The organism is Paenibacillus litoralis, from assembly GCF_046244365.1.
Taxonomy (GTDB): Bacteria; Bacillota; Bacilli; order Paenibacillales; family NBRC-103111; genus Paenibacillus_V.
This window is the reverse complement of record NZ_CP176395.1, coordinates 6,415,504-6,442,304: the sequence shown is the minus strand read 5'-3', so window position 1 is coordinate 6,442,304 and position 26,801 is coordinate 6,415,504. Positions and strand designations below refer to the sequence as shown.

Here is a 26,801-nt window from a genome sequence, read left to right as displayed (position 1 = left end):
AAAAACGCTTGACGCGGGCAGAGCAGGGCGCTACGATTACTAATATATAGCAGTATTTACAAAAAGTCCGGACTAGGTCTGGGCTTTTTTTGAAGGGACAGAAGCGCTTTTCAAAGAGGGGCTTTAACGAGCTAAGCGCTTAGGCGTTCATCATTCGAGAATGGGATATCGGAGAAGCTTCCGCGTATCGGATGGAGCGCGCGTTTAACGAAAATCGTCATGATGTAGGCGGGATGATATGGCAAAACAACTGACCGATCCCCTAACGAAAGCGGCAGGGTTACAAGATAGTCCGGGCTACGCAAGCGGATGGGAGCACACGGCGGACGAGCTGGAGCGGATCGATCTATACATACGGCAGGCTTGGGAGCGGAATGGCGAACGGGGAGAAGACCGGGCGATGGATCCTTTTCGCGGACTCGTCATTACCGAGGAGGAAGTCGCCGGACTGCTGCAGGCGGATCGAAAGCATAGGGAACAAGCCTTGCCGGACCGAACCGACGGCGTTTGGGAACGGCGTCTTGCTTCGCTGGACGACCGAATCGACCGGCGGATCGGGATAAGCGCGAGGGAAGGCATCTATTTGCCGCTGCCGTTTCTGGCGGAAGTATTCGACTTGTCCCGGCTGGAGGTGCAGGCGATCGTATTTAGCCTGGCCGTGGAGCTGGACCGTAAATACGAGAAGCTGTACGGCTTTTTGCAGGATGACGTGACGAGCAAGTTTCCGACGATTGACCTCGTCTTCAAACTGCTCGGCTTTACGGAGGAGCAGAAGCTTGACGCGCGCAGCCTGTTTTCGCCGAAGCGTCCGCTCATGAGGTACCTGTTCAGAACGGCTGCCGAAACGGAATCGAGACCGGCGCTGACAAGACCTCTGCAGTTGGAGGAGCGGATCGTCCGGTTTCTGACGCAGCAGGGAAGCTTGGACGAAACGATGGCTTCGTTCGCGAACATGCACTACCCGTCCCAGCCGGTGCCGGAGCTGCTGCTGGATGCCGGCATACAAGAGCGCTTGGTCGGCTTCATGGCGGGGGCGCGCCGGAGCGCGGACGAGCGTGACACCGTTTTTCTTCTGCATGGACCGGCCGGAGCGGGCAAAAAGCTGCAGGTCAAACATTTTTGCAATCGTTACGAGCAGCCGCTCTTGCTAATCGATCTCAAGAAGCTGGCGGACGAAGCGGCGAAAAGCAAGCCGTTTCACGAATGGCTCGACCTTGTGTTCCGCGAAGCGATTTTGCTTCAGGCGGTCATTGCGTTCACGAACGTTCACGCGCTAATGCCGGAAGAGCATACGGCAGAGGAGCAGGAAGCTTCGTTCGTACGCGGCTCGTGGTCGAGGCTGGACGATCTGGCAAGCGGGATGGGGAGCTTTCACGGGGTTGTTTTTCTCCTCTCGGAAAAAGCTTGGCGGCCTGCGGCGTTCACCGGGAAAGGAGCCTTTATCGAAGTGCCGTTCGCCATTCCGGATGCGCTCTCGCGCAAGTCGCTATGGGAAACGTTCGGCGCCGCGTACCCGGCCGCGTCCGAGGTGGACTGGGGCGTCGTGTCCGGGAAATTCCGGCTTACGCCCGGCAGCATTCGATCCGCCCTCGAAACTGCCCGGGATTTATCCGAGTGGAACAAAGGGCCGGGTGCGGAGATCGGCGAGGACGAGCTGTACCGCGCCTGTTATTTGCAGGTTCAGCACAAGCTCGAGAAGAAGGCTGTGCGTCTGACGCCGCGATACGCGTGGGATGACGTCATTTTGCCGCCCGAGCAGAAGGAACAGCTTCGCAATGCCTGCAACCAGATGAAATACAGGCACGTCGTGTACGGAGAATGGGGCTTCGACCGAAAGCTGTCGTACGGCAAAGGGCTAAGCATGCTGTTCGCCGGTCCGCCCGGCACGGGGAAAACGATGTCCGCGGAAGTGATTGCAAGCGAGCTTAAGCTGGACATTTACAAAATCGACCTTTCGCAGGTCATCAGCAAGTACATAGGCGAGACGGAAAAAAACCTGCAGGAAGTGTTTCAGGAGGCGCAGCTCAGCAATGCGATCCTCTTCTTCGACGAAACGGACGCCTTATTCGGCAAGCGTTCCGAGGTCAAAAGCTCGCATGATAAATATGCGAACGTGGAAGTAGCCTTTTTGCTGCAAAAGATGGAGGAATACGAGGGCATTTCGGTGCTTGCGACCAACTATTTGCAGAACATCGACGAGGCGTTCATGCGCCGGCTGAACTATGTGATCAAGTATCCGTTTCCGGATGCCGAATACCGCGAAAAAATATGGCGCTCCATGTTTCCGAAGGAAGCTCCGCTCGCGGACGACGTGGACTTTCGTTTTCTCGGTCGAACGTTCCAGATTGCCGGAGGCAATATCAAAAACACCGTCGTATCGGCCGCGTTTTTAGCGGCGGAGCACCGGACGCCGATCGGGATGAAGCATATTTTGAAGGCGGCGATCCATGAAATCGCCAAATCCGGGGCGATGGTGCTGAAGGAGCAGCTCGGTGTGTACAACGATTTGCTTCTTGAAGGGTAAACAAGGGGGATTATGATGGCTGACTATACCGTAATAGCCGACGTGGGCGCATCGCTGCTGAAGCTGCTGCGCGAACAGATGACGCCCGAGCCGATCCGGCAGCCGGAGCTGATCGGACTCGCTTCGCCGGCGGACAAGGGGGACTTGTCGCTGTCTCTTTTCTTATACAATATCAAGGAAAACGGAGATCACCGGCAAACCCACATGATTAAGCGGGGGCAGGATTCGATTCAGTTCCCGCCGATGACGATCGATCTGAGCTATCTGCTCATTCCCCATTCGACGGCGGAGCTTCAGGTTCGCGCGCTCGACGAGCATCGCATCTTGGGACGCGCGATGCAGGTCATCTACGACAATGCCATCCTGCGAGGCTCTTTTCTTCAGGGCTCGCTGGCGGAAAACAACGAGGAAGTACGTATCGTCATGGACAATATTCCGGCGGAAACGCTCACCCGGATGTGGAATTTCGCCGACAATCCGTACAAGCTGGCCGTCAGTTATACGGTAGGGCCGGTCACGATCGATTCGAACCGGATCAAGACTACGAAGCCGGTGCTCGAGCGGGATATCCGCATTCAAGGGTAAGTCATGATAAGTCAAGGCTGAGGAGGTGCAAGGATGGAGCTGCAACGGGTCGTCAAAATCCGCTCAAGCTTTTCGCTGGCCATTAGGCTGATCGATGCGTTTACGGGCGGCGCCCCGCTTGGAAGCGGGACGGAGGTCGCGCTGGCCGGTGCGCTTCGCAAGCCGGTTCGCAAGGAAGGCGGATTGTTTGTTTTTACGGACATCGCAGAAGGCGTCTACACGCTAGAGGTGAAATCGGACGTCTATTTTGCGGAAAGCCTTCAAGTGACGGCCGGCGGCGCAGGTGTGGGCGAGGTCCATGCTGTGCCCCTTATTCCGCTGCCGCTTTATCCGTTTCCGCCGGGAGCCACCCTGTTCCGGGCATGCTTGCGCGATGAGACCGGCAGGCCGCTTGCAGGCGCCCGGGTTACGGCGAGCTTGCTTTCGGAGGATTGCTGCCGCGCCCGCGTGGCGGAGGACGAGGCGGTTAAGGGGAAGACCGAAATAGCGGTCGCCAATTTGACTTCGCCGGTTCGATCCGGCGATGCTTTCACGCTGCAGGGGCGAACGGCGAAGGAGAGCGAGCTTTGCGAAATCGCTTCCGAGCTGAAAGAGCCGGGACGTTACAGGCTTGTTTCCCCTCTGAAGCACGGTCATAAGCGCGGCGCCATGCTGCTCCCGGTCGTCCGTACGCGAAGCGACGAACGAGGGGAGATTGCGGTCGTTTTTCCGCCCGGCCGGGTGAAAGCGTTCGAGGCCGAGCTGCGGATCGAGGACGGCAAGCGGACGGACGTCCGGCAGATGCTAATGAACGAAGGAAGCACGTTGAATATGGGAACGCTGCGGTTATAGGCCTCAGGCATGTACTCAAATGAAGGGAATGAAGCGATGAAACCTTCCCAGCTGCTGCAAGCGAGCAAAAAGCGATTCCAATTCGAGAAAAAATTTTTTCTCGATCCGAAGCCGTACGACTTGATCTCGCTTTACCAGATCGGCGATTTGAGCTGCAATACCGGATACGTCTTGCGGGAACATAAACAGGTATGCTACGAGATTTCTTACATCATTTCCGGGAAGGGCTGGTTTGCGACAAACGGTAGCCGGTATGAGGTGGAGGCCGGAGATCTATACGTCAATGCGCCCGGCGAAATTCATTCCGGCGGCGCGGACGACAAGGAGCCTTTCCGGTTCGTTTATTTGGGCTTTCAGTTCAAGCAAGCGGCCGGAGGGGAAAGCCCGTTTCTCCATATCCAAAAAATGATGGACGCCAAGGAGACGCCCCGCAAAAAGGACCGTCTCGACGTGCTGTCTCCGTTTATCAACGCGCTTAAGGAATTCCGGACGATGGAACGGTATTCGCAAATGATGAGCCAGACGTATTTGGACCAAATTATTGTGCTGACGTACCGCAATTTTTTCTCCGATTGGGAAAGTGCGTACCGAATCCATCAACGCGCAAGAGACGGCTCCCAGGAAGCGGTCTATAACGCGATCAGCTATATCGACAACAATCTTCTGCAAATGAAGGATTTGACGGAGGTTTCGGATGCGCTGGGCTATAGCTACTCCCATTTGTCCCATATCGTAACGGAGGAAACGGGCATTACGTTAAGGGATTTTTATGCCCAGAAAAAACTGCAAAAGGCGATCGAGCTCTTTCAGTCCAGGGAGTATACCATTACCGAAATCGCCTCGATTATGCGGTACCAGTCGATCCATTCGTTCAGCAGAGCGTTCAAGAATGCCGTCGGTTTATCGCCGACCGAATATATTCGTTTGCACTGCGAGAAATAGTCGCCGCGCGCGTAAGACGGGACCGGAAGCCTTTAGAGGCTCCGGTTTTTTTGCGTGTTCAGCAAGTATATCCTCAGGTCCGGCGCTACCCCTACGGTAAACGCCAGTCAGAGTCAAAGATGCCGGTAGTCGGTTATCTTCGGTTTTGACGAATCGTCAGCTTCCGCAGTAAAAGCCTGTTCCGTTCTGCGCGTTGAGAGGCGGCGCGCAATTGCATAAAATGTACAACGATTTCGCATGTCCGAATAAATACACCTACACGAAAAAAACGTATAGTGATTTTGCAAGCGCTTTACATAGAGGAGCATGATGAGAAAAGGATGGTGCACGGATGAGGAGCAAGCGGAAATGGTTGAACGTCGGTTTGATCTATGTGTACATGTTTTGTATCGCGTTTTCATCTTTTCCTGCTGCAGCTTTGGGTGCGGCGGGAGCAAATCCCGGGGGATCGGCTCTTCAAGCGGCGAACGAAGCGCAAGCGAGCGCGGGAAGCGGCGAAACGGTCGCCGGCTCCGTCTACGAGCCTTCGTCGGTCACGGAGTCCGTCTACATCGAAACGGCGGCAGGCGCAAAAAGGCTGATCAATATCGTCGACGCGCAAGGCGAAGGGGATTACTTGGCCGTTCTGACAAGCCGTTATGGGGACAAAACGAACAATACGAATAAATACAATGTCGCCGTACAGGTGGACGAGAACTTCAAAGTAACCAAAGTGGCCAACAAAGCGCCCGTGAACGGGACCCCGACATGGCAGGATTCGCCCGATTTGAGCATTCCGGCAAACGGCTTTGTGCTGCTTGCCTCGGATGACGATTACAAGAAGAAGGGCTATAAGAAGTTTGCCGCGGAAAACTTTAACGTAGGCGATACGGTGAAGCTGATCGTCGGCGAGCAGAGCGTCTCCATAGCCGATTTTATACGGCAAACGGAGTCGATAGCCGAGCCGTCGGTGCTGCTGATGGATCAAGATCAGATGCTCACGGTGTCCAAGGAAACGGAGAAGACCGTCCTGTCCGGCAAGCTGACCAATTACAGGAGTGACGGTAATTACCGCATTGCGGTCAACGGAAAAACGGTTGCGATCCAGGCGGACGGATCGTTTGCCGGCGAGGTTACCCTCCAGCCGATGACCAATATCATCGACATCGATGTGTACCGGGGAGACTCCCTGCGCAAGAAAAGCACCGTTACCGTATATCGCTACATGAAGCTTCATCAGGAGCGGGAAGTGTATTTGTGGATTGAACAGTCGACGAACCTGAACAAATATCCGAGCTCCGAGGCGATCCGCAAGCTGCTTGTCAAAGCGAAGGCGGCGGGCGTGACGGCCGTTTCTTTCCCGGTCAAAGGGAGCGAAGGCTTCGGCTCATACCTGAAAAACAGCCTGTCGGGCATGCCGCATATCAGCAAAATCACCGAGGCGACGAAAGCGGGCGTGCCTGCCGACCTGGACGTCTTGCAGGAGTTCATCCGTCACGGCCATGCGCTGGGCCTGCGGATCGACGCGGTATTCAATTTGTATGGCGCCGGCTCGAGCGTGGATACGGGCCTAACCAAGGAGCAATTTGCCGCTTTCGAGGAATGGGTGTACCGTCCGGAGGATAAAGGCGCGATCGTGCCGATCAGCAAAAGCAATTACAAGCCGCTCGTCTATTTTATGAATCCTGCCAATGACGACAATCAGCAGTACCAGATGCGCGTTATGGAAGAGGTCATGCGCAATTACGACGTCGACGGCGTTGTGTTGGACCGGGCGCGCTACGACAACATTTATGCCGATTTCAGCGATATTTCCAAGCGGAAGTTCGAAGCTTACTTGGCCGGGAAAGGGAAATCGCTGCAACGATGGCCGCAGGATATTTTCGAGCATCAATACGATACTTCGGGGAATTTCGTGAAGACCGTGAACGGGCCGTTGTTCTATGATTGGCTGACGTACCGTTCCGCGGGAGAGAAAGCGATGTTCGTGAAATTCAGGAAAATGATCGACAAGGTAAACGGCGAGGCCGGCAAGCGGATTCCGTTTGCGATCTCGATGGGATCCTGGTATACGTCCTATTACGAGGTAGGCCAGAACTGGGCCAATCCGAAATTCCGCTACGATCCGAGGCTCGGATTTACGTTAGGCGAGCTCTATACGGAGGAGTACGCTCAAACCGCCTTCGGGACGAAAGAGATTTTCGATTACATGATTCTAGGCACGTACTATAACACCCCGGCAGCCGTCAAACGCGGCATCGCGCTCATGCATGTGCTTACTCAAGAGGAGTTTCCGCTATACGCCGGATTCCAGCTGGAGCAGCTGCCTCAGCCCGAAGATCAGCGGGAGTCGTTTCAAGCGGCCTTAACGTATACGAACGGCCTGAAGCTGTTCGATTTGTCTCAGATCAATTGGGACATCCAAAAGGCCGCATTGGAGGATCGCCCGTATGTCAAGCCGTTCCAGCTCGGGATCAGCATTCCGGATGCGATATCCCTCCCGGACGCGTTAAAACCGTACATCGCCAAAGGCTTCCTGGAGGCGGATTATTACAATCAGAACAGAGCGCTCGGCACGATGGGCGTATATTCGGACAGCTTCGGACAAACGACGGGTACAACCGGCAGCTACGGGGTCGAAGTTGTCGTAGGCCCTGACGGCAAGGTAACGAACGTCGTGAACAAGAAGCAAGCCATGGAATGGAAATGGACGGGGAACCTGCCGAATAACAGCGTCATTCCGAGCGGCGGCTTCGTCATCTCTACGCTGGATAAGGACGGCGTGCGAACGCTCCGGCAGCTGCTTGCCAGCTCATACAGCGCGAATGACGACATTCGTGCAGCCATGCTGCGGGGACATCTGGATTACGACAAGCTCGTTACGAAAAATCGCCAGCTCCCGATTAAAGGATCGCTCGAAGTGCTCGGAACGGGGACGGCCAAACTGCTCTTGAACGGGGAAGAGCTTAATCTGACGGACGGCAATTTCGAGAAAACCGTTCAATTGGCGGAACATGCCAATACGTTTAAATTGGAAGCGTACGTCGATAACAAAAAGACGAACGAAGTCAGTTTCGAGGTTACGTATACGCCGGATCCAACGCCTACACCAACGCCGACACCGACACCGACGCCATCGCCGACAGGAGGGTCGTCGACCTCGGCGCCGACAGACGCGCCGGCATCTACGCCATCGCCTGCGGCGTCGACTGCGCCATCGCCGACGCCGGCCGGTGAAAGTACGCTGGGGGCCGTCTCACTGGAGACGAATGCCGCCGGGAAAAAAGTTAGCCAAGTCGCTGTGGACGCCGATAAGCTTCTTAAAGCGGTGAAACAGTTGGAAGGTAAAGCTTCTGCCGATCAGTCGGTCCGGATTCAAGTTCCGGGAACGGCGGAAATCGCCGATGCGGTCATTCCGGCTTCCGCCGTGCAGGAATGGTTAAAGCAGGCTCCCGAGAGCAAGCTTGTCATCGCGACGGAACGTGCCAGCTACAGCTTGCCGGTGAAGCTGCTTGATTTGAAGGCGCTGACGGCTCAACTCGGTACGGCGGAAAGCAGCTTCAGCATCCGGATTTCTATGGAAACCATAACGGGTTCGGCGCTCGAATCGATCAAGCGGCAAGCGTTGTCCGCCGGACTTACGCCGATATCCGAAGCGGTTGACTTTACCGTTTCCGTGGAATACGGTAAGGAGAAGCGGGAGCTTCGCCATTTTGCCGGCACGTATGCGGATAGAACGATCGTCGTGCCGAAACCGCTGAATCCGTCCGCAGTGACGGCTGTCGTGTACGATCCGGAGTCGGGAGCCATGACGTTCGTGCCGGCTCGCTTCGAGAGCCGCGGCGGGGTTACCGACGTTACGATCAAGCGCGACGGGAACAGCATCTATATGGTCGTTGCATCCGATCGAACGTTTGCGGATATTGCGGAACATTGGGCGAAGGCGGATATCGAGCTTCTTGCCTCCAAGCTGCTCGTTCAAGGCTTGACGGACTCGGCGTTCGAACCCGAATCGAGGCTGACGCGGGCGCAGCTTGCCGTCTTGCTGGCCAGGTCTCTCGGACTTTCCGAAGATAAGGCGGGTGCAGCCTCGTTTAAGGACATCGCTTCCGGCGATTGGTTCGCCGGTTCCGTCGGAGCCGCAGCGAAAGCGGGACTGATCGAGGGCTTCGAAGACGAGACGTTTAGGCCGAATGCCGAGATTACGAGAGAGCAGCTTACGGTCATGATCGCAAGAAGCCTTGCGTTTGCGGGCAAAAAGTCCGAAGCTGCGGATATAGCCGGCGAATCGTTATCGACATTCGACGATCGCGACAGCATCGCAGATTGGGCGAAGGTCGCAGCAGCGCAATCGGTTCGGGAAGGAATCGCGAATGGTGTGGCTGACGGCGTATTTGCTCCGGGAGACGCCGTTACGCGTGCCCAAGCGGCCGTCATGCTGAAGCGTATGCTGCAAAGCGTTCGGTTTATCAACTAAACGGTAACGGGCATGAAATTCGCATTCCGCCGGAAACGCATCAGCAAATGCGCTGCCGGCGGGATTCTTTTCGTAAGCGTGAGAGAATGAGAGACATGTAAGATGAATAGCAAGAGGGGGAAACACTCGCATGGCAGGCATCCATATTCATCCTCACGACATTCTGGACGAAGGCCCGGAGCGGATCATGGAGCGTATCGGCACTCTGAAGGACGTTCGTCATCTGTTTCCGGCTGCAAACATGATGTTTGAGCGCAATCCTTATCCGGTAGGCATTTTGCCGCATAATCCGAAGCGTTCATTCGTGCAGAGCACGGGGGCGTTTCATTTGGCGATCGATACGGCGTCCCTATACCCGGGGCTGTTTCAGAGGGTGGACGAATCGATCCAAACCGGCAGCGATCCGCTTAGATCGCTTCTTGAACGAACGCGCGGTACGGATTATGAGGTCGTGCCTTGGTTTAATGTGCTGAACGGCGATTTTGCGGGCCACAAGGCGGAAGCGAACGCCGTAGTCGATTTCCGCGGGAACGCGGTCGATCACTGGCTATGCCCGAACGGGGAAGACGTCGTTCCGATGTGGTCGCGATTGCTCGGCGAGGCGCATCGGCGGTATGGCTGCCGGACCTTTATGATCGATCGCATACGCTTCCCTGACTGGGCCGGCAAACGGACGAATCCAAGCGGGCTGTTTAGCTGCTTTTGCGGGCGCTGCCGAACTAAAATGGAGGAGCAGGGGCTTAATCCCGGTAAGCTGATCGAAGCGATGGAGAATGTTGCAGGCTTGCTCGGCCAAAAGAAATTCGGGGAAGCGCAGCAGACTATGTCGGCATCTCTTTTGATTCAAGCCTGGGTGCGTTTCAGGCAAGAGAGCGTTACCGCCTTCGTCGGCAGCTTGATTGCAGCGACGAAGGAGCATGCCGACGCGGCCTTCTGGCTCGATTTGTGGCCGCCGTCCTACGCGTGGCTGCTCGGACAAGATTACGCGGCATTGACCAAGCTGTGCGGCGTTCTCAAGCATTTTCCGTACCATAAGCTTGGCGGCGGCGCTGACGTGCAGGGCTTGATCGAATATTTCGCGGCGGATACGGAAGAGCGGGAAAATGCTTTTCAAGCTTTCATGCGTTTGTTCCGGTTCGACTACGACTTATCTTACGGGGAATTTCAGCAAAAGGGCTATCCGATTCGCTTTATCGGCGAAGAGAATGCCCGGGTCCGGGCGCTCTCCGCTCCGGGCACACAAATTTACAGCGGCGTTCAGATGTGGAACCTGCCTCCGGAAGAGCTGGCCGATGCGATAACGGCGGCAAAAGCGAGTGCAGCCGACGACCTCATTTATTACTGCTACGGCTGGGCGGGAGACGAGCTGTTCGCGACCGCATCCGGGTCGAAATAACTTGCATGCCGGCCGGTTTATCCGGTCGGCTTTTTCAAGAGTACGGGGAATCAACGCTCCTCAAATGGTGCAAAAGGCTGTTGAAGGAATGAGTCCGATATGGAGATGGCGAGAGGCATGATTGCGAACGGGTACGCAGGTTAGTTTGAGCAGATGCGTGTATGGAGGAGCTTGCCGAGAGGCGGCTCCTTTTTGGGATGCGTGCGTACATCCTGCAGTCATGCTGCCGCGATGTCCGGATTGCATGGCGGAAAGGTGGAGAAGTACCAGGTTCTGTAAATACGGGTGCTTCCCTGCTGCAACCAAAACGATTGTAAGGCGTCTAATAAAATAGGTAAAAATTCTCTTCGTGCATAGAGCTTGGAACGGTGAGGTGGAATGGAATGGAGACGATAGAGAAAGGGATACTCGAACGAATGATACACGGCTTGCTGTGGACTGCTTTGCTGACAGCGCCGGTTATGTTTCTTGCGGCATGCGAAAAAAGTTCAAACGGGCAAATCGCGCAATCGGCGGCACCTGCTTCGCCAAGTATGCCGGAGATTTCGAATACGCCGCAGTATCCGAGCCCGTCGGCATCGTCCCCCGTGGTCGAGCGCGGAATATCGGCATCCTTGACCGAGCTCTCGATTTGTCAGATGGATAAGCCGCTACAAGGAACCGAATTCGTCGGGGCGTCGTCCTGCATCGTCAGCTACGGTACGGAGCGGCTCATCACGCCCGCTATGCCTATGCCGGTACAGCCGGAAAAATATTCGTTGTATATGGAGGAGGTATACTTTTTCGTTAGATTCGGGACGAATGACGAGAAAACGCTGGCAAGGTTAACCGGGCAGATCGCTGCGGCTGGGGGCGCGATGAAGCTGGAAAAGGAAGGGACGCAGCTTGATTCCTCCAATATCCGGTATAAAGGGGTCATTACGGGGATAAAAGAGGAAGTCGTGCTCACCTTCGGCGATATGCCGCCGATCACGCTGAAACGCAGCGGCAGCAGACTCGTTTACGAGGCGGATCCTGCCCGCTCGGCAAGCAAGGAGGCGCTTCTGCTGGCGGGAAATGAGAATGGCGCGCAGCTCCTCCTACCCGCGGGGGAAACGGAAGCGACGTTTGTATTCTCCGAGCCGGTGCGTACGGACAAAGCGAAAATTACGGCCTCCGGAAACGATCCGGAGAAAAAGGCGCTGGTCGGAACGTGGCTTGACGACCGCCGGTTAACCGTCCCCATCCCGGCCGGTGCGGCTAGCGTTCAATTGAATATGGAAAATGTTTTCGCGGTTTCCGGAAACTACTTCGGAGAGCCTTGGGGCGGTACCGTCTATGTGCGCAAGGTGCCGGATCGTGAGTGGAGAAGCTTCCCTTCCGGGGAAACGGCCTACGAGTCCGCCTATGCCAAATATTACGATTTCTTGCTCTTCTCGCCGGATAAGAGCAGAACGCTCGGCTTAGTCGAAGTGGGCGGCCCGATTGCGGATGAAGGAGGCCGATACTACGCCCTGGTGCTGGAAAGGGAGGGACAGCCGCCGCTGGTGGTGCGCAGTCCGATACATTTTCCGGAGGCGCTGGTCAACATGCCGGTGCGCTGGCTGGACAATGACCGGATTTCATATGTCGATTACGAGGGGTGGAAGCTGTTCCGCGTTTCTGCGAATCAAACCGGCATACTGGCGGCCTCGGACGAGCTGAAGGGCTCCTTTGGTTCGATGGCTTACGATGAACGGGAAGGCAGTCTGATTTTGCTCACGCATAGGTTTGATGAGAAGGAGCAGATAGCAGCGGTGGACCGCCGCACTTTGGATGCAAACGGGAAAATATCCTTAGCCCGAGATTTTGCTTCGACGATTCGGATGAGCCATTATTCTATATTGAGGCTGCCGGTCATCCCGGTTTCCGACGGTGTGTTTTGGACCAAGACGAAAGGCGGAAAAGCGGTGACGGAATTCGTTGCAAGGAACGGGCGGACATACGAGACGGAGGGAGTACCGGTAACGACGGACGGCAAGCGGGCGTTCGTTTCGGTTCAGCCAACCTACCAGGACGAAACGAAATGGTTCGAATGGACCCCTGGCAAAGAAAAAGTGCCGCTGCTTAAAGCGCCGGGACCCGTTGTTCCGTTCGGCGCCATGCTTATTGCTGAGACTGACGTCGAAAACGGGCTGCGGAAAGCATACGATCCGGATAAGCGGCAATGGGCCGATTTTCCTCAATCGCGCGTGACGGACCTGTACCCTGTTCAAACGATCCAAGGGATTTACCGTGAGAACGCGAAATAGCGGGATGATTCCAGACTCAAAAGAAGCCTTTCGTCCCAGACGGCAAGGCTTTTTTTGAGCTTTTCGGACAGATTGTTGCTTTTTCTTCGTTTTACTAGGCGGAGTCGGGTTTTTACAAGGGGAAATACATATAGGACCGCGGAGCCGATTCTAGCGGCTAAAAGGGTCTTTCGACATCATTCCGCAATATTTTTAAAAATTTTAACAAATTTTAAGGTGTATTTTCTATACTTCCTGTAGTCAGTCGTTGGGATAAGAAGTATAATAGGTTCAGCATGCGCGATTTGACAGTATTCCCTTAAATTCCCGACGATTTTTGGACATGAGCGGGATTTTATGTCGGAATTGCTCGGATACTTTAGCCGAACTGTGAAGGCGGTTTCATGCTGCAATTCATTGTATTTACATAGGTCAACATGTTTATCGCATACCGAAAGTCGGTGTCGATGACGCGGCGTCCGATCCGGGGTTTGAGGGGCGGACCGCCGTATTATGGGCGTCTACATAATATTCTTTTCCAGAAAGGAGAGAACTGGTTTCGATTTGCGCATCCTTAATCGGCATGTAGTTTATGCCCAGCGCAAACAACGGAACCGGGGAACAATGGCTGAATACTTATCGCCTGGAGTGTATGTCGAAGAGTTTGACAGCGGCGCGCAGCCGCTCGAGGGAGCAAGCACCAGCACGGCTGGTTTTATCGGTCTTGCGCAGCGAGGCGAAGTGGAGGGCGTTCCGCAGCTTGTTACCAGCGTAGCCGATTTTCATCGCTTGTACGGCAGCTATTTGTCCGAGAACGCTTTTGGCGACTATCGTTTTCTTGCTTATGCAATCGAGCACTTCTTCCTGAACGGAGGCTCTCGCGCTTTCATCATGCGTGTAGCGCCATCGGACGCGAAGCCTGCCGTTAACGCCGGCAACAAGGAATCCGAGCTTCTCCGCATTACGGCCAAAAACCCGGGAGCATGGGGCAACCAGATTCGCGCGGTTATCGTGCCGGCAAGTAAAGCGAAAACGCAAATTTATGAAATTCTCGGTACGCCGGGCGAAGCGAAGCAGTACAAAGTAAAGAACAACGCCGGCTTCAACGTAGGCGACGTCGTCGCTTTCGAGAACGGCGGCTCTAAGCAATACAACAAAATCATCTCCTCGCAGGACAACATCATCGAGCTGGCGGCTCCTCTTGAGGGCGAAGACGATGTTATCGACAAAAACCTGCTGCCGGCCAAGGTTCTCACGACTTGCGAGTTTACGATGCACGTCTTCTACGGCGACGAAGCGGAAACATTCGAGCGTCTGTCGCTTAACGTAATGGCCGCCAATCATATCGACAAGATCGTATCGCGCTCCAACATCATCAAGGTTGAAGACGTCAGCAGAGAGCTCGGCGATCTCGGCTCGGTTGCGCCATTCGAGCTTCTCTCCGGCTTGAGCGAGACGGAAGGCAAATTCCAAATCGCCCTTTCCGCCGGCAGCGACGGTTCCGTAGCGAATTTGGCTGCAAGCGATTTTATGGGCGTGGACCGCGGCCCGGGAAAAAGAACGGGCATTCAGTCTTTCATCGACAACGACGTTGTCAGCATCATGGCGATTCCGGGCGTTACCGATCCGAACGTACAGCTTGCGCTAGTCGCGCACTGCGAAAACCTCGGCAGCCGCTTTGCCATTCTCGATATTCCGCGGGACAAAACGAAAGTGCAGGACGTACTGACGCACCGCAACATTTTTGACTCTCAATATGCGGCTATGTACAACCCTTGGCTTTCCGTATTCGATCCGCACGATAAACGGAACATTTTCATTCCTCCATCCGGATCGATGGCAGGTATTTACTCCCGTTCGGACCAGTCGCGCGGCGTACATAAAGCGCCTGCGAACGAAGTCGTTCGCGGCTGCGTAGGCTTGGACGTCCAGTACAACAAGGGCGAGCAGGATATTTTGAACCCGCTCGGCGTCAACCTGATCCGCTTCTTTGCCGGTCAAGGCATTCGCGTATGGGGCGCAAGGACGCTTTCCTCGAACGGGCTGTGGAAATATATTAACGTTCGCCGGTTGTTCATCTTCCTCGAAGAATCGATCAAGAACGGCACGAACTGGGTCGTGTTCGAACCGAACGACGAACAGCTTTGGGCTCGCGTCCACCGTACGATCGACGCTTTCCTGACCCGCGTTTGGCGCGATGGCGCGCTGATGGGCGGAAGCCCGGGCGAAGCGTTCTACATCAACATCGGACGCAGCACGATGACGCAGGACGATATCGACAACGGACGTCTCATTTGCGTTATCGGCGTATCGCCGGTCAAGCCGGCCGAGTTCGTCATCTTCCGCATCACGCAAAAAACGCGCGAAGAGTAGGGAATGACTAATATTGGCTTCAAAAAGTCGACTTGTCCGTACTGAGAAGGTTTGATCCCGTCGAAGAAGGATGAGCGGAGTTTAGGTAAAACCTAAATGAGCATCTCCCCGCTTTTCGTTAGGAAAGCGGCATCGGAAGCATAAGCCTTCGTAGTTGTATACAAGATTCGATGTCGAATCTGCTTCTCGATAATCTTCGTGATCATAAGGTGACTTTTTGAGCTATCACTAAATAATATTCGGGTTCAAATCGAATCTTCTGTCGGTCGGTAGGAAAGCTTGGCTGGGGTCTAGGGATCCGCAAAAGCCTCGGACGCGCTGCGCACGCAGCTGTGATGCGAACGGCAGGGACTTTTTTGAACGATTCAAGGGAAGGGGAATAGTATGCCTGGCGAACGTAGAGATCCATATAGAAATTTTAGATTTCGGGTTGAGGTGGAAGGCATTCAGCAAGCGGGCTTCAGCGAAGTGTCCGGCTTCGATGCTTCCGTATCGGTTATCGAGTACCGGGAAGGCAACGAAACGACTACGCCGCGCAAGCTGCCCGGTCTTACGAAGTACGGCAACATTACGCTCAAATGGGGCGTAACGGATTCGATGGACATGTACAACTGGCTTGCGGAAGCGATCCAGGGCAAAATCCAGCGGAAAACCGTAACCATCATCGCCATCAATGAAGAAGGCGGAGACGTCGCGACCTGGCAGGTCATCGAGGCGTGGCCGACCAAATATACGGCTCCTAACTTTAACGGAACCGGTTCCGAAGTGGCCATCGAGGTACTCGAACTGGCTCACGAGGGCATGACCCGCACGAAGTAGCGTTCCGCAGCGACAAGACTGAAAACAAGAGACGGATGAGGGGATCTCTCCTTTCGCATCTCTTGTTTTCGTCTTATGTCGCTAGTTTATGGTAAACGCTGGATTATGAGAGCGGATGGAAGAGCGGGAGTTGTAGGAAGTGCAGGGAGTGCGGGTAATGCGGGTAATGCAGGGAATGCAGGGAATGCAGGGAATGCAGGAAATGCAGGAAATGCAGGAAATGCAGGAACACAAGAATATGAGACTTAAGTATAAATGATCAATAGTCAAATTCCATAAAATGTAATTTCATTAAATAGAAGTAGTTTTTTTGTTGAGATACGGAATAGTGAACTTTGATTCACTAATAATGAACCAAACTTCACTATTACTTCTGTTTTTTCATTTTTACATCGTTTAGTGAACTAGAGGTAACTATTTGGACTTAAGGTTCACTAATAGTGAATCTAACTTCACTATTGAGAACAAAAAGGCTATAACCAATCGTTTTAGTGAATTTACGTTCACTAATAGTGAAGCTAAATTCAATATATTAGCTAGAATGCAGAATGTCGGCTATCGAAGCACATTTTCTAATAGGTTTTTAAGTACGCTGGGAGGGTTTATAGTGGCTTTTACGACGGAATTCGAATTCGAGCTTCCAAGAGGATATGTGGACGAAAACGGGACGCTGCATAAGCGCGGCGTTATGCGCCTGGCGACGGCTGCGGACGAAATTTTGCCGATGCGGGATCAACGGGTGCAGCAAAATCCTGGATATTTGACGATCATTTTGTTAACCCGCGTCATTACGAAGCTTGGCGACCTGCGCGCGATCGACACGCGTGTAGTGGAACGTTTATTTACGGCGGACCTGGCGTTTCTGCAAAATTATTATCGGCATATCAACGATATCGAGCCGCTCAAGGCGCACGTCATCTGTCCTAAATGCGAGCATGAGCACGAGGTTGAGCTGCCTTTTTTAACCGAAACAGCGGTGGTCTAGTCGGTTATCCCGTTGATAAGATTTATGAGGAAGCCGGTTTTATCGCCTACTATTATCACTGGCCGCACGACGAAATCATGTCAATGGAGCATCGCGACCGCCGCAAATGGTGCGAAGAAATATCTAGAATCAACCGCAGCTTAAACGACGATGGAAATAGGTCGGATAATCCGTTCGACGTGTTCGGCAAGAGGTGACAACGCAAATGTTGAATTCCAAATTTCATAATGTAAACGGCGCATTTCGTTTCAAGGTCGAACTGGACGGGCTTTTGGTCGGCGGTTTTTCCGAAGTATCGGGGCTGCAAGCGGAAACGACCCTCCAAGAGTATCAGGAAGGCGGCGTGAACAACTATATACATCAGCTGCCCAAACAAACGAAATTTCCGAAAATCGTTCTAAAGCGCGGATTGACGGGCTCGAGCGAGCTTTGGGAATGGTACGAGGGCGTTGTCGCCGGGAAAGTAAAACGCAAAAACGGCTCCGTTATTATGTACAGCCGTTCGGGACATGAGGTTTGCCGGTGGAATTTTTTTGATGCTTATCCGGTGAAGTGGATGGGCCCGGACTTTCATGCTGCCAACAATAATGTGGCGATCGAATCGATCGAAATCGTGCATAACGGCCTTAAAACAATTCATAGCAAGCTGTGGAAGGTAATGGGGTTGTTGGAATGAAAAAGAGCGATTCGCGGCGCGGCGATAATAAGGGGAACGAAGCGAAGCCGGAGGCGGGAGCGAAGCGGAAGCGCGGAGCGTCGCTCGAGGACGCGGGCGCGAGCGAAGCAAGCGCGGCGCAGCCGGAGGCGGGAGCGAAGCGGAAGCGCGGAGCGTCGCGCGAGGTCGCGGGCGTGAGCGAAGCAAGCGCGGCGAAGCCGGAGGCGGGAGCGAAGCGGAAGCGCGGAGCGCAGCGCGAGGACGCGGGCGTGAGCGAAGCAAGCGCGGCGAAGCCGGAGGCGGGAGCGAAGCGGAAGCGCGGAGCGCAGCGCGAGGACGCGGGTGTGAGCGAAGCAAGCGCGGCGAAGCCGGAGGCGGGAGCGAAGCGGAAGCGCGGAGCGTCGCGCGAGGACGCGGGCGTGAGCGAAGCAAGCGTGGCTCAGCCGGAGGCGAAAGCGAAGCGGAAGCGCGGAGCGTCGCGCGAGGTCGCTGGCGTGAGCGAAGCAAGCGCGGCGAAGTCGGAAGCGAAAGCGAAGCGGAAGCGCGGAGCGTCGCGCGAGGACGCGGGTGTGAGCGAAGCAAGCGCGGCGAAGCCGGAGGCGGGAGCGAAGCGGAAGCGCGGAGCGTCGCGCGAGGACGCGGGCGTGAACGAAGCAAGCGCGACGAAGCCGATGCTGCAGGTGAAAGCGGATAAACCGCCGGCGGCAATGGTGACAGGAGAAAACCGGTTGTTTGCCGATCGTATTTTAGGCAAATACGGCTTTTTTCGGAACGCGTTTATGGGCAGGCTGGAGCTAGTTTTTCGCATGGGCGAAGATCAAGCCGAGAATCAAGACGATGAAGCTTTTGGGTGGACGAGTCTGGAAGCACAAGTAAGAACGCTTCAGAGCGAGCAAGCAGGATTACTTGCAAGTAAACGTTTTTTGTTGGATCAGTTAGCGAAAATGAGCGGCAGAGGCATGAAGCACGCCGCAGGTCCTGGACCGCAAGCGCGTGAGACAACCGCAAGGAAAGCGGCCCAAGCCAATCTTACCGGCAGTGAACGAAGTGCTAAAGGTAAAAGATCGCCTTTGGAACTCTCCCTAGAGCAAGAGCAAAAATTTAGGCATGTGCATCAAAGAAATGAGTCATCAGCGCATAATTCAACTGTAGAAAAGCCGTCTGATCGTCTGCTGTCCTCCGACACGGGGAATACGACTGCCAGAGAGGCAGGACGCGAACGAAAAGGCCGGCTTGATGATCAACATGCTTTTTCGAATCTAGCAGGCGCTCTAGTGGACGACTCGAGGTTGGGACCGAAGGAGCTAGCTTCGGCTCGGACTAATCCTGAAATTAGAAAAGACGGCATAGCGCCGGAATGGGCGAATGCGCGCGATCACGACCCGTCTTACCGAACGATTCAGGACGTGCTGCCTATAGTGCGGCATTTTCGTAAGAGACGGAGCGAAGAAGCGAACGGCATGTTCGAGCTGCCGAACCGGAGCGTTCAGGCAGAGGGCGCAGCAAAGAGGCGTTCATCCAAACGTTCCGGTCAGGCTGCGGCTAGCGTTCCTTCCGAGGCCTTGGAAGCGAGCTCGCTGCAATCGCAAAATTCGGATTCCGGCGTCATGCTTCCACATAAAGCTGTACCTAAAAGCTCGAAACGCTTTTTTAAAAAGCGCGACGCGATACTTGCATTTGCAAAAGCAAGCTTGCCGCAGCTCCCCGGATCTCCAAGCATATCCGAAGATCCTATGGATTTCGGAGTGCCGCAGTATCCGCAGCTGCGGGATCTCGCCCTTGCGCATCGAAGGTTACGCGAAGTTCCAGCAGCAATAGATGCAGCCGGTCGTTTGCCGGAGGCTGGCGAGACTGGAACAGGGCAAGAGAATACGGACCTCCGAACGACTCGGTCCGTTATCGGCAAACCGGTCGTTAAAGCAGAGCCAAAGCCGGTCGCCGGCCGTTCGACCATAAATGGCGAAGCTGCGGTGTCACGGCAGTATGCGATGGGCGGGATGGATGCTGCCCATTCTCCCGTCACATGGGCGTCGATTCGTCTGCAGTTGAGGCAAGATAGGCTTCGAGAAAAAGGCATCGAGAAGGTCAATACGTTTGCTGAGAACAAGCAGCCTGCGCTTAGATCGACTGCTGCCGATCCGACGACAACCGATCGGTTGGCAGTAAAAAGAAGTTCGCAGGGCGGAGAGTCAGACGGTTCATCCGTCCATAAGCCGGCATTCCCTTCAACGCAAGCAGCCGACAGCGACAAGCGATTCGAAACCCGTGCTTCCAACTCAAAGCAGCTATCTGATTCTGCCGGTAGGACGGGTGAAATAACTGCTTCAAACCAAATGGCTGCCGAGCATTCGGCAAGACCGGCTTTCGAGCCGCTTAACGGCGAAACTTGGTCTTCTTTATCCGATAAAGAAACCGATGAGCCGAACCTTATCCGAAATGCAACCCGGAAAAGAGTCGCTAGCCATAAGGCAATTTCGGAGACAGAGAAGCAGAAGCCGTTTTTGCTTTATGTGGCAGAGCGTTCCCTACATACAGCCGATACCCGTGTCAAAGGAATGGCTAGCCCCTTACTTGGGCCAAAGCACTGGAACGAACGGTTTGACGGAAGCTCGGAGGCGCAGTCGTTTCTCCAGCCGAGCAGGTTGACGGCCCCTTCGATGTTTTTGGGGAGAGCGGGAAGGCGTCAGAATGCGACCCGGCAAGAGCAATCGGAGTCAGCTTCAGCTTATGTCGCTCGAAATCCGGCAGACGAATGGCTTCAAAGCTCAAGCCCAATGGGGAGTAAAGAGTCGTTTGTACGTACAATTGCTTCTCGTTTTGCAGAACCGAGTCTCGAAATGCCAAGTACACGGCGGCCGGCTAACGGGAAGGATCGTTTCGCAACCGGCGATTATGAGTCGGAACACGGCCATGGCGCCTCCGGTCGTTTCGCTCCAGCCGTTAACCCGCTCGGGAAAGCATCCGGGAACGTAAGATCCGGGGATTCCCGGGATGAAGCAGGTAAGCGTACCTCCTTTGGCTTTTTTTCGAGCAATGAAGGAAGGGAGAACGTACCGAGGCAAACGGCAGCGGCGTTCAGCAGGTCAGCTCCGCTATGGAGAAAATCATTTGTCGGGGAACCGTCCGGCGAGAGTGGCCCAAATGTGCAGGATCGTTTTAGGGGAATGCAGATACCCGGCTTTCCGGCAAAAGTCGTTAAACGGGGCTTTCCCACCCTGATTATGCAGGCCGTTCAGCGGAAAAGTGGAGCATCGGATACAGGAGACGGAGAGTTGGGATGGACTTCCATTCCATTCGCACAGTTAAGTCAAACGCAAGCCGAGGGATCGCGAATCTTGGTGCAGCAAGCGCAAGCTTCTCCGGCCGAAACTATCGTTATTCGGAGCGGCACAACAGTGCTGCCGTCGAATGTCGGGGGACTTGCTCGTGTCGCGCAGGCTTTTGCCGGCGCCTCCGAGTCTAAGGAAGCTGAGAGACCAGCCTATAATCCGAGCCTTGTCCAAGGAACGCGTACGGCGGTTCTCCGTGAGGATGCCGTGAAGCCCGTGCATGGCAGAAGAGCGGCTTCGAAGGGGAACGCAACTCTTACCGAACAAGAAGAGGCAGGCAGATGGCATGACGGAGAGCGAGCTTCCTATCCCGGGAATGCAAGGTTGAGAACCATGCAGCAAAGCGTTTCGTCGACGGGAAGCCTCCTTCGAAGGGGGCATGATCGTAAGACGGAGGCATTCCTTGTTAGTCAAAAGTATGCCGGCAAACTTCAAGCTGAGGCGAACGGCAAGGCTTCCGATCCGGCCTACAGTCGAGCGAGTTTGTATACACCGGCGGCAAAACGGATTTCCAATGGGATCGTGCAACGCGAAATTGAAAGGGACGGACAAGCCTTTTCAGGATCGGGTTTTCCTATGAAAGCTACGGCAACGGTCATCAGTCGCAACGAAAACTATGCTGAAATAGGTGCACAGCGGCTTGCACGTCGAACAGCCGTACAAATGGCCGTTGACGGGACGGCGGAAATAAGCTCCGGTTCAGAAGCCTTCGCGGGCGAAAGGAGCGGCCGTACAATAGGCCGTTTGCCTGCTAGGCGGTCCGCCGTTCAAAGCGCTTTGCCAAACGTGCAAAGTAGCCGAACGGATAACGGTGGATCGGAACCGATACAGGATGCCGCTTATACGGAAAGTGCGGCGGTGAATGTCAGAGCGCATGCTGTGCAAAGGCTTCGTTCGGATCGCATGCCTTTGATTTGGAATGAGCGAAGCAAACGTTTCGAAACGGTTGGAGCGGATCGGGAGTTCGAAGAAAAGCAGTCATTCGGCACATTATCCGGATCTGCGACGGCCGTTCGAGCCGGAACTCTTGTCACCGGCTCCCTTGGCGACCCGACAGCCCAAATGCGTTTCGCCGACACAATATCCGGCAAGCTCGGGGAGGACGAAGGAAGAGCTCGGGCGGCGAAAGGATCCGCTCGGCAGCTGACACGCTTCCGAGTTAGCGGACTCGGTGTGGCAAACGCGGGACTGCCGCAGGAAGCGCCGCGAGCGTCGGCACGGCTGCGCACCGCGTCCAGCGCCGCAAACGGCCCTGCGGCTGCGGCGCAAGCCGCCGGCCCGGCCGCCGCGCTGCCGGCGCAGCGCCGCGCAAGCGCGCCCGGCGCCGCCGCGCAGACGCCGGCCCGCGCCGCGCAAGCGGCCGCGCCCGCGCCGCCAAGCGCAGCCGCCCGGCGCGCCGCAGCTGCGCCCGGCCCGCGCCTCGCGGCAGCGCAGCGGCGCACCGCGGCCCGCGCTGCGCAAGCGCCTGCGGCGGCTGAGGGCCCGGCGCAAGTCGCCGGCCCGGCCGCCGCGCTGCCGGCGCAGCGTCGCGCAAGCGCGCCCGCCGCCGCCGCGCAGCCGCCGGCCCGCGCCGCGCAAGCGGCCGCACCCGCGCCGCCAAGCGCAGCCGCCCGGCGCGCCGAAGCGCCGCCCGGCCTGCGCCTCGCGGCAGCGCAGCGGCGCACCGCGGCCCGCGCTGCGCAAGCGCCTGCGGCGGCTGAGGGCCCGGCGCAAGCCGCTGGCCCGGCAGCCGCGCAGCCGGCGCAGCGCCGCGCAAGCGCGCCCGGCGCAGCCGCGCAGGCGCCGGCCCGTGCCGCGCAAGCGGCCGCACCCGCGCCGCCAAGCGCAGCCGTCCGGCGCGCCGCAGCTGCGCCCGGCCTGCGCCTGGCGGCAGCGCAGCAGCGCACCGCGGACCGCGCTGCGCAAGCGCCTGCGGCGGCTGAGGGCCCGGCGCAAGCCGCCGGCCCGGCCGCCGCGCTGCCGGCGCAGCGCCGGGCAAGCGCGCCAGGCGCCGTCGCGCAGCCGCCGGCTCGCGCCGCACATGCGGCAGCGCTCGCGCGGTCAAGCGGCGGCGAACGATCGGCCGCCCATACGGGCACGCGCGTGACGGCAAGGCCGGCCGCGCTGAAGCGTCCCGGTCCCGCTGGCACAGCCGGCGAGCATACAACCGAGGCCGCTTGGCCCGTCCAAGCGCCTGCTCAGGCTAAGCTGCCGATGACGCAGCTGCAAGCGGACATGTCGGTTTCGGCTGCCGCCGGACGGACTGCGGCTGGCGAGGAGCCCGAATGGATGGCGCAGCCGGAGGTTGAGCTCGCGCATAAGCTGCCGTTCATGCGCCAGGAGTCATCCGAGGATGCCGCGCCGCAAATGCGCGATTTCGGGGACGATGACGCCTTGCAGCTCGATTTTTTGCGCCAGCGCGTGCAGGCGGCGGTTGAAGAAGCCGCTCCGGTCCGCATCGAGCACGGCTCCGGTTTGAAAGAAATCAACATCGAGCAGCTGCAGGAGCTGATCGAACAGCTGCCGCAATTCGATGTCGGCCGGATGACCGACAAGGTGTACCGCGAAATCGAAAAGCGGCTGAAATTCGAACAGCAGCGCAGAGGTTTGTAGCGATATAGGTTTTCCGTTTTTGTACCTGCTTGGCGATAAAGACATGTCGGCACGGAAGGAGCATGCAGCGTGGCACTGAAAAAGGCGATGATCATCATCGACAAGGGCAAAGGCAAAAAAGAGACGATCGACGTGATGTTCAACCCGAACGAGTACTCGCTGGAAAGCGGGAACTATTACAGGTGGAAAAAAATACCCGGCCTTTCCTATCCGATCGGGCAATTCGTCAACGGCGAGTCCTCGACCTTGACGATGGACATGTTTTTCGATACGTACGAGAAAGGGACGGACGTTCGCGACCATACGAAAAAAATCGTCGGTCTGCTCGATATCGAAAAAGAGCTGCACGCGCCTCCGGTTTGCCAGTTCGTCTGGGGATCGCTTAATTTCAAGGGCGTCGTGGAGAAGGTGTCGTCCAAATATACGATGTTTCTCGAATCGGGCATTCCCGTCCGCGCCACGCTGCGCGTATCGTTCAAATCCTGGTACACGAAGAAGGAGCAGCTGCAGCACATTCCGCGCCATTCCGCCGACCGCACGAAGCAAAAAATGCTGAACCAGGGCGAGGAGCTATGGATGGTAGCGGCGGAGGAGTACGACGATCCGGGCAAATGGCGGGAAATCGCCCGTGCGAACGGCATCGACAATCCGCGCAAGCTGCAGGGCGGACGCAAAATAACCGTACCGAGGCTGGAGTGATAAGGTGAGCGACGTCATTCTCGATTCGAAAGAATACCAGTTTGAAAGCATGGCCGACAAATACAGCCAATTTTTTGCCCCCATATTTGAAATCAGCGTGAACGGCAGTAAAATCAGCGACGATATCGCGATAACCGACCTGCGGGTGGAGACGACGATTGAATCGAAGTCGGAGTCCTTCTCCTTCCAGGTAACGAACGCTTTCGAGCTGGACAAGAGCGAGTTCAAATGGCTGGATACGTTCAACGCCGGCCTAACGATTCTCATTAAGACGGGGTATTTGGATAAGCTTGTTCCGGTGTTCAACGGCTACATCACATCCGTCGTTTGCGACTTTCCGGATGACGGAATGCCCGTCATTATCGTCCGCGGCATGGACTTGTCCTTTTTGATGATGAAGGGCGCCAAGTCGAATTCGTGGGAGAAAAAGAAGTACAGCGACGTCGTTTCGGAAATCGCCAAAAAGCACGGAGCGAAGACGAAGGTCGACGCTACGGCGGAGGTCATCGGCACGATTGCGCAAAATCAAATCGACGATTACCACTTTATCGAGCATTTGGCCGGGATCGTCAATTACGACTTTTTCGTCGTAGGCAAAACGTTGTATTTTCGCAAGCCGCTGACCGAGAAGACGCCTGTCATCACGCTGCAGTGGGGACAGTCCTTGCGCAGCTTGACGGTCGATGTCAACATCGCCGAGCAAATCACCGGCGTAACCGTCCGCGGCTGGGATCCGAAGGAACAGAAGACGGTCATCGGCGAGTCCGGCTCGATTGCGAAGCTCGGGGGCAATTCCAAAACCGGACAAGACATCATGAAAACGCTCGGCAAGTACACCGAGTTCGTGCAGGCCAACATCGATTCGAAGGCGGAGGCCGAGGGGAAGGCGAACGCACTGATGAATAAGCGCTCCATGCAGCTGATTACGGGGAGCGGGGAAAGCATCGGGATCCCGGAAATTCGGGCAGGCCGCTACATCAAACTGGCGGGCGTCGGCAAAAAGCTGAGCCAACCCTACTATATCGTTTCGGCGACGCATTTGATCGACAAGGACGGGTACGTAACGCGATTTCAACTGGAGGGGAATGCGATATGATGAATTTTTCGGATCGCTTCGCTCCGTCCTACTCCGGCGGCATGAATCCGTCCGTAAACGGGGTAATGGTCGGCATCGTGACGAACAACAAGGATCCGGACGGCCTCGGCCGAGTCAAGCTGAAGCTGCCGTTGCGCGAGGTGGAAACGGAGACCGATTGGGTACGCATCGCGACGCTCATGGCGGGCAAGGACATGGGAAGCCTCTTCATCCCCGAGGTAAACGACGAAGTGCTCGTCGCTTTCCATTTGGGCGAGGTGCGGGAGCCGTTCGTCATCGGCGTTTTGTGGAACCAGAAGCAGGCTGCGCCGAAGGGCAACGACAAGAATGATATTCGCAAAATCAAGACGCGCTCCGGGCATGAAATTATTTTCGACGACAACGACAGCCAAGGAACCATTACGATCAAGACCAAAAAGGGCCAAAAAATCGAGATGGCCGACAAGGACGATTCGATTACGATCGCCGAGCAAAGCGGCAACAATTCCATTGAAATTAAAGGCGGCAGCGCCAACGAAATAACGGTAAAAAGCTCGGCAACGACCATTACGATGAACGCTAAGGGCGATATCGCGCTTACGAGCAACAAGGAAATCAAAATTTCGTCCACACAGGTGAATATCGAAGCGAAGGCGACGCTTGGCCTGAAGGCCGGCGCCACCCTGGATATCAAATCGGACGGAATTATCAATATAAAAGGCAGCATGGTCAAAATCAACTGACATGTCGTGCGGCCGGACGTACCGGCTTTTTGCGCGAAACGGGATGAGGTGGCGGCATGAGCGAAGCTTTTTTGGGACGGGGCTGGAAATTTCCCGTAGAGGTGGACGCGACGACGGGACGGATCAAAATGTCCGAGTACGAGGAGGATATCGCCGAAGCGATTCGGATTATCCTCGGCACGTCGAAGGGCGAACGGGTGATGCGGCCGGACTTCGGCTGCGGAGCGAACGAATTCGTCTTCGGACAAACCGACGATACGACGCTCCGGCTGCTGGAAGCGAGCATCGCCGAGGCGATCCGCATCTGGGAGCCCCGCGTGCATGAGCTCGACATTCGTGCCGAGCCCGACGCCCGCGAGCCCGGCAAGCTGTTTATCCATGTCGGTTACGCGGTCCGGACGACGAACAATTTGTATAACCAGGTGTATCCGTTCTATTTATACGAAGGCTCGAAATAGTTTTCGTTTGCTTCCATGTCAACAGGGACGACGTCTTTCGCCGTTGACTGGACTAGCAGCAATTCCGATTCCAATTCCATTGCGGAGGGG

General features: G+C 55.9%; 17 protein-coding genes. All 17 read left to right on the top strand.

Annotated features, from left to right (window positions below; translation table 11 throughout):
• Window positions 1-238 precede the first annotated feature (238 nt).
• Window positions 239-2,524, top strand: a complete 2,286-nt coding sequence (locus tag ACKGJP_RS27190) for an ATP-binding protein (RefSeq protein ID WP_409341916.1) — start codon at window positions 239-241, stop codon at window positions 2,522-2,524.
• Between the two features lie 12 nt (window positions 2,525-2,536).
• The gene (locus ACKGJP_RS27185) at window positions 2,537-3,109 is read left to right on the top strand and encodes a DUF4255 domain-containing protein (RefSeq protein ID WP_409341915.1); all 573 of its coding nucleotides are present in this window, start codon (window positions 2,537-2,539) and stop codon (window positions 3,107-3,109) included.
• 33 nt (window positions 3,110-3,142) lie between these two features.
• A complete protein-coding gene (locus ACKGJP_RS27180; RefSeq protein ID WP_409341914.1) occupies window positions 3,143-3,940 on the top strand; it encodes a hypothetical protein in 798 nt (265 codons plus the stop codon).
• 36 nt (window positions 3,941-3,976) lie between these two features.
• On the top strand, window positions 3,977-4,882 hold the full coding sequence (locus tag ACKGJP_RS27175; RefSeq protein ID WP_409341913.1) for an AraC family transcriptional regulator: 906 nt from the start codon (window positions 3,977-3,979) through the stop codon (window positions 4,880-4,882).
• Window positions 4,883-5,213: 331 nt separating this feature from the next.
• The gene (locus ACKGJP_RS27170; RefSeq protein WP_409341912.1) at window positions 5,214-9,338 is read left to right on the top strand and encodes an S-layer homology domain-containing protein; all 4,125 of its coding nucleotides are present in this window, start codon (window positions 5,214-5,216) and stop codon (window positions 9,336-9,338) included.
• A 130-nt stretch (window positions 9,339-9,468) separates the two neighbouring features.
• Window positions 9,469-10,734, top strand: a complete 1,266-nt coding sequence (locus tag ACKGJP_RS27165) for a hypothetical protein (protein ID WP_409341911.1) — start codon at window positions 9,469-9,471, stop codon at window positions 10,732-10,734.
• 383 nt (window positions 10,735-11,117) lie between these two features.
• The gene (locus tag ACKGJP_RS27160; protein ID WP_409341910.1) at window positions 11,118-13,004 is read left to right on the top strand and encodes a hypothetical protein; all 1,887 of its coding nucleotides are present in this window, start codon (window positions 11,118-11,120) and stop codon (window positions 13,002-13,004) included.
• Window positions 13,005-13,607: 603 nt separating this feature from the next.
• Window positions 13,608-15,356, top strand: coding sequence for a phage tail sheath family protein (locus ACKGJP_RS27155; RefSeq protein WP_409341909.1), 1,749 nt, complete (start codon window positions 13,608-13,610; stop codon window positions 15,354-15,356).
• A 384-nt stretch (window positions 15,357-15,740) separates the two neighbouring features.
• Window positions 15,741-16,175, top strand: coding sequence for a phage tail protein (locus tag ACKGJP_RS27150; RefSeq protein WP_409341908.1), 435 nt, complete (start codon window positions 15,741-15,743; stop codon window positions 16,173-16,175).
• A 607-nt stretch (window positions 16,176-16,782) separates the two neighbouring features.
• Window positions 16,783-17,160, top strand: a complete 378-nt coding sequence (locus ACKGJP_RS27145) for a phage tail assembly protein (RefSeq protein WP_409341907.1) — start codon at window positions 16,783-16,785, stop codon at window positions 17,158-17,160.
• 20 nt (window positions 17,161-17,180) lie between these two features.
• Entirely contained in the window at window positions 17,181-17,357 is a 177-nt protein-coding gene (locus ACKGJP_RS27140) for a DUF6760 family protein (RefSeq protein ID WP_409347262.1), read from the top strand.
• 8 nt (window positions 17,358-17,365) lie between these two features.
• Window positions 17,366-17,836, top strand: a complete 471-nt coding sequence (locus ACKGJP_RS27135) for a phage tail protein (protein ID WP_409341906.1) — start codon at window positions 17,366-17,368, stop codon at window positions 17,834-17,836.
• Window positions 17,833-23,736, top strand: a complete 5,904-nt coding sequence (locus ACKGJP_RS27130; RefSeq protein WP_409341905.1) for a cell envelope integrity protein TolA — start codon at window positions 17,833-17,835, stop codon at window positions 23,734-23,736. Before ACKGJP_RS27135 ends, ACKGJP_RS27130 begins: the two co-directional genes overlap by 4 nt.
• A 69-nt stretch (window positions 23,737-23,805) precedes the next feature.
• A complete protein-coding gene (locus ACKGJP_RS27125; protein ID WP_409341904.1) occupies window positions 23,806-24,435 on the top strand; it encodes a peptidoglycan-binding protein in 630 nt (209 codons plus the stop codon).
• Window positions 24,436-24,439: 4 nt separating this feature from the next.
• Window positions 24,440-25,531 (top strand): phage late control D family protein, encoded by a 1,092-nt coding sequence (locus ACKGJP_RS27120; protein ID WP_409341903.1) that lies wholly within the window; start codon window positions 24,440-24,442, stop codon window positions 25,529-25,531.
• Window positions 25,528-26,253, top strand: a complete 726-nt coding sequence (locus tag ACKGJP_RS27115) for a phage baseplate assembly protein V (RefSeq protein WP_409341902.1) — start codon at window positions 25,528-25,530, stop codon at window positions 26,251-26,253. Before ACKGJP_RS27120 ends, ACKGJP_RS27115 begins: the two co-directional genes overlap by 4 nt.
• 56 nt (window positions 26,254-26,309) lie before the next feature.
• Window positions 26,310-26,711 carry a GPW/gp25 family protein gene (locus ACKGJP_RS27110; protein WP_409341901.1) on the top strand — a complete coding sequence of 134 codons (402 nt, stop codon included), beginning with the start codon at window positions 26,310-26,312 and terminating at the stop codon, window positions 26,709-26,711.
• The last annotated feature ends 90 nt before the right edge of the window (window positions 26,712-26,801 follow it).

Coding starts and splice junctions, on each gene's coding strand:
- ACKGJP_RS27190 (WP_409341916.1), top strand. CDS start 239: ATGGCAAAACAACTGACCGATCCCCTAACGAAAGCGGCAGGGTTACAA.
- ACKGJP_RS27185 (WP_409341915.1), top strand. CDS start 2,537: ATGATGGCTGACTATACCGTAATAGCCGACGTGGGCGCATCGCTGCTG.
- ACKGJP_RS27180 (WP_409341914.1), top strand. CDS start 3,143: ATGGAGCTGCAACGGGTCGTCAAAATCCGCTCAAGCTTTTCGCTGGCC.
- ACKGJP_RS27175 (WP_409341913.1), top strand. CDS start 3,977: ATGAAACCTTCCCAGCTGCTGCAAGCGAGCAAAAAGCGATTCCAATTC.
- ACKGJP_RS27170 (WP_409341912.1), top strand. CDS start 5,214: ATGAGGAGCAAGCGGAAATGGTTGAACGTCGGTTTGATCTATGTGTAC.
- ACKGJP_RS27165 (WP_409341911.1), top strand. CDS start 9,469: ATGGCAGGCATCCATATTCATCCTCACGACATTCTGGACGAAGGCCCG.
- ACKGJP_RS27160 (WP_409341910.1), top strand. CDS start 11,118: ATGGAGACGATAGAGAAAGGGATACTCGAACGAATGATACACGGCTTG.
- ACKGJP_RS27155 (WP_409341909.1), top strand. CDS start 13,608: ATGGCTGAATACTTATCGCCTGGAGTGTATGTCGAAGAGTTTGACAGC.
- ACKGJP_RS27150 (WP_409341908.1), top strand. CDS start 15,741: ATGCCTGGCGAACGTAGAGATCCATATAGAAATTTTAGATTTCGGGTT.
- ACKGJP_RS27135 (WP_409341906.1), top strand. CDS start 17,366: ATGTTGAATTCCAAATTTCATAATGTAAACGGCGCATTTCGTTTCAAG.
- ACKGJP_RS27130 (WP_409341905.1), top strand. CDS start 17,833: ATGAAAAAGAGCGATTCGCGGCGCGGCGATAATAAGGGGAACGAAGCG.
- ACKGJP_RS27115 (WP_409341902.1), top strand. CDS start 25,528: ATGATGAATTTTTCGGATCGCTTCGCTCCGTCCTACTCCGGCGGCATG.
- ACKGJP_RS27110 (WP_409341901.1), top strand. CDS start 26,310: ATGAGCGAAGCTTTTTTGGGACGGGGCTGGAAATTTCCCGTAGAGGTG.